The sequence below is a fragment of the Ramlibacter sp. genome, from assembly GCF_035706265.1.
Taxonomy (GTDB): Bacteria; Pseudomonadota; Gammaproteobacteria; order Burkholderiales; family Burkholderiaceae_C; genus Ramlibacter.
Window position 1 is genome coordinate 1 of sequence record NZ_DASSVG010000223.1, and the last position, 3,032, is coordinate 3,032.

Consider the following 3,032-nt stretch of genomic DNA (forward strand, 5'->3'; position numbering starts at 1 on the left):
CCGCCTCCAGGGCGTGAAGATCAACGACAAGCACATCGAGGTGATCGTTCGCCAGATGCTGCGTCGCGTGGTCGTCGAGAACCCGGGCGAGAGCGACTACATCGCCGGCGAGCAGGTCGAGCGGTCCGAGATCCTGGACACGAACGACAAGCTGCGCGGCGAGGGCAAGATCCCGGCGACCTACAGCAACCTGCTGCTGGGCATCACGAAGGCTTCGCTGTCGACCGACTCGTTCATCTCCGCCGCTTCCTTCCAGGAAACGACGCGGGTGCTGACCGAGGCGGCGATCATGGGCAAGCGCGACGAGCTGCGCGGCCTGAAGGAAAACGTGATCGTCGGCCGCCTGATCCCGGCCGGCACCGGCATGGCCTACCACGTGGCCCGCAAGGCGAAGGACCAGATGGACGAGGCCGAGCGCCGCGCCATCGCCGAAGCCGAAGCGGCCGAACTGGCGGAAGTCACGGAAGGCGGCAACGGCTCCGAGACCAACGACCACGGCACGTCGACGGCGGAATAAGCGCTTCCTGCTCCCGCTGAAGGGCGCCACCTCTTGCAGGGGTGGCGCCCTTTCTTTATCGTCCGCACACCATGCAGTCCTCCTCGTTTCTCCCGTGGGTGATCGCGGCCGTGGCCCTGTTCTGGGCCGTCGGCGCGTACAACCGCCTGGTGCGCCTGCGCTCCGAAGCCAACCACGCCTTCGCGGCGCTCGAAGCCGAACTCGCCAAGCAGGTGCAGCTGGTGCAGGAATGCGTGCCGCCGGAAGACGAGCAGACCCAGTCGCAGTTCACCGGCGGCAGCGCCTTCTGGGGCGGTCTGCAGGGCGCGGCCGCGCAGTTGCAGGCCTCGCTCTCCGCGGCGAGGTCGCGGCCGCTGGATCCCGACCGCATCGCGGCCCTCGGCGCCGCGCAGGAGGTGCTCGGCATGGCCTGGGAGCGCGCGGAGCGCGACGACGCGCACGACCTCGCGGGCCCGCGCCTGCCCGAGAACTGCAGCGGCGAGCGCCAGCAACTGGTGCGCATGGCGCAGTCCGCCACCGAGCATTTCAACCAGGCGGTGGTGCGCTACAACGAAGCCATCGCGCAGTTCCCTGCGATCCTGCTGGCGTGGTTGTTCGGCTTCCACCCTGGGCGCGGCTTGCGCGCCAGGCCTTGACGCCATGCACTGCGCAGTCGCGGCATTCGTAGGCTGGGGCGGCGAAGCCGCCGGAGCTGAGTCGCGTGAGCGCGAAGCCCAGCGATCAGCGAGCGCAGCGAAGCTGGGGTTCCCTTCGGTCACCACCAGCCTACGAGGAGCGTTCACCTCCAGCGCGCGCATCGCGCTCGCCGCCACGATGCTGGCCGCTGTCGCCCCTTCGCACGCGCAGCAGGAGACGCTCTATCTCCGCACCCTCGCCGCCAACTGCGCGCAATGCCATGGCACCGAGGGCCACACCGTCGCCGGCTCGCCGCTCCAGCCTTTGGCCGGCCGCTCGCGCGAGGAACTGCTCGCGCTGCTGAAAGCCTTCAAGGCCGGCACGCGGCCGGCGACCATCATGCAGCAGCTCGCGCGCGGCTACAGCGACGCGCAGCTCGAACAGCTCGCGGCCTTCTTCGCCGCGCAGAAGCGATGAAGCGGCGCGGCTTCCTGCATGCGGCAGCGGCGCTGGGCCTCGCCGGCTGCGCGGCCACGTCGCGCATCCCGGCCAGGGCCCGCGTCGTCGTGATCGGCGGCGGCTATGGCGGCGCCACCGCCGCGAAGTACGTGCGCCTGCTGTCCGAGCACAAGATCGATGTCGTCGTGATCGAGCCCAACGAGGCCTTCGTCTCGTGTCCGCTTTCCAACCTCGTGATCGGCGGCAGCCGGCAGATCGGCGACATCACCACGCCGTACGACGGCCTGGCGCGCCACGGCGTCACGCTGGTGAAGGACAGCGCGCAAGCCATCGACCCGCAGCGCAAGACCGTCACGCTCGCCGGCGGCCCCGTGATCGGCTACGACAAGCTCGTCGTCTCGCCGGGCGTCGAACTGCTGTTCGACTCCATCGAGGGCCTGCGCCCCGCGCACGCCAGCGGCCGCGTGCTGCAGGCCTGGCAGAAGGCAGGCCCTGAGACGCTCGCCCTGCGCCGCCAGCTCGAAGCCATGCCCGATGGCGGGGTGTACGCGATCACGATTCCCGAACAGCCTTACCGCTGCCCGCCCGGCCCGTACGAGCGCGCCTGCCAGGTGGCCTGGTACTTCCGCCAGGCCAAGCCGCGCAGCAAGGTGCTGGTGCTCGATGCCAATCCGGACGTGACCTCCAAGGGCGCGCTCTTCAAGCGCGTCTGGAACGAGCAGTACAAGGGCATCCTCGAATACCGGCCGCAGCACAAGGCCGTGGCGGTCGACGCGCGCGCCGGCGTCATCAGGTTCGAGGTGGAGGAGGACGTGAAGGCCGACGTCCTCAACGTGCTGCCGTCCATGCGCGCCGGCGCGATCGCCGTGCAGGCCGGCCTGAACGACATGGCGGGCCGGCGCTGGTGCGGCGTCGACTACCTGGATTTCCAGTCCACCGCCGCCAGGGACATCCACGTGCTTGGCGACGCGATCCAGATCGCGCCCGCGATGCCCAAGAGCGGCCACATGGCCAATGCGCACGCGAAGGTCGCCGCCGCCGCGATCGTCGCCCAGCTCTCCGGCTGGCCCGTGAACCCGGCGCCCATGCTCACCAACACCTGCTACAGCTTCGTCGACGACCAGCGCGTGATCCACGTGGCGAGCGTGCACGAATACGTGGCGGCCGAGCGCACTTACAAGGCGGTGGGGGCCTCGGGCGGCGTGAGCCCGGCGCCCAGCGAGCTGGAAGGCCGCTATGCGCTGAACTGGGCGCGTAACATCTGGGCCGACACGCTGACCTGATGCAACCTCCCGTTCCCCTCTGGCGGCAGCTGCAGGCTGCCGCCGCCGTTTTGGCCGCCGTGCGGCGCGGCGAATCGGCCACGCCGGCGCTCGCGCGCGTGGACGCGCCGCGGCGCCCCGCGGCGCAGGCGCTCGCCTTCCACGTGCTGCGCCACCTG

At 70.3% G+C, this 3,032-nt stretch carries 3 protein-coding genes and 1 pseudogene; all 4 read left to right on the plus strand.

The window, feature by feature from the left end; all coding sequences use genetic code 11:
• Nucleotides 1–517, plus strand: a pseudogene (locus tag VFM98_RS08425) (DNA-directed RNA polymerase subunit beta'); the annotation flags it as partial.
• 71 nt (nucleotides 518–588) lie between these two features.
• Nucleotides 589–1,152 carry a LemA family protein gene (locus VFM98_RS08430; RefSeq protein ID WP_325109465.1) on the plus strand — a complete coding sequence of 188 codons (564 nt, stop codon included), beginning with the start codon at nucleotides 589–591 and terminating at the stop codon, nucleotides 1,150–1,152.
• 4 nt (nucleotides 1,153–1,156) lie between these two features.
• Nucleotides 1,157–1,609: a c-type cytochrome gene (locus tag VFM98_RS08435; RefSeq protein ID WP_325109466.1), complete on the plus strand. Its 453-nt coding sequence runs from the start codon at nucleotides 1,157–1,159 to the stop codon at nucleotides 1,607–1,609.
• Nucleotides 1,606–2,874 (plus strand): NAD(P)/FAD-dependent oxidoreductase, encoded by a 1,269-nt coding sequence (locus VFM98_RS08440; RefSeq protein WP_325109467.1) that lies wholly within the window; start codon nucleotides 1,606–1,608, stop codon nucleotides 2,872–2,874. The genes VFM98_RS08435 and VFM98_RS08440 overlap by 4 nt, the downstream gene beginning before the upstream one ends.
• The last annotated feature ends 158 nt before the right edge of the window (nucleotides 2,875–3,032 follow it).

What these genes read in the sequence shown, in the direction of transcription:
- VFM98_RS08430 (WP_325109465.1), top strand. Translation starts at nt 589, where the DNA reads ATGCAGTCCTCCTCGTTTCTCCCGTGGGTGATCGCGGCCGTGGCCCTG.
- VFM98_RS08435 (WP_325109466.1), top strand. Translation starts at nt 1,157, where the DNA reads ATGCACTGCGCAGTCGCGGCATTCGTAGGCTGGGGCGGCGAAGCCGCC.
- VFM98_RS08440 (WP_325109467.1), top strand. Translation starts at nt 1,606, where the DNA reads ATGAAGCGGCGCGGCTTCCTGCATGCGGCAGCGGCGCTGGGCCTCGCC.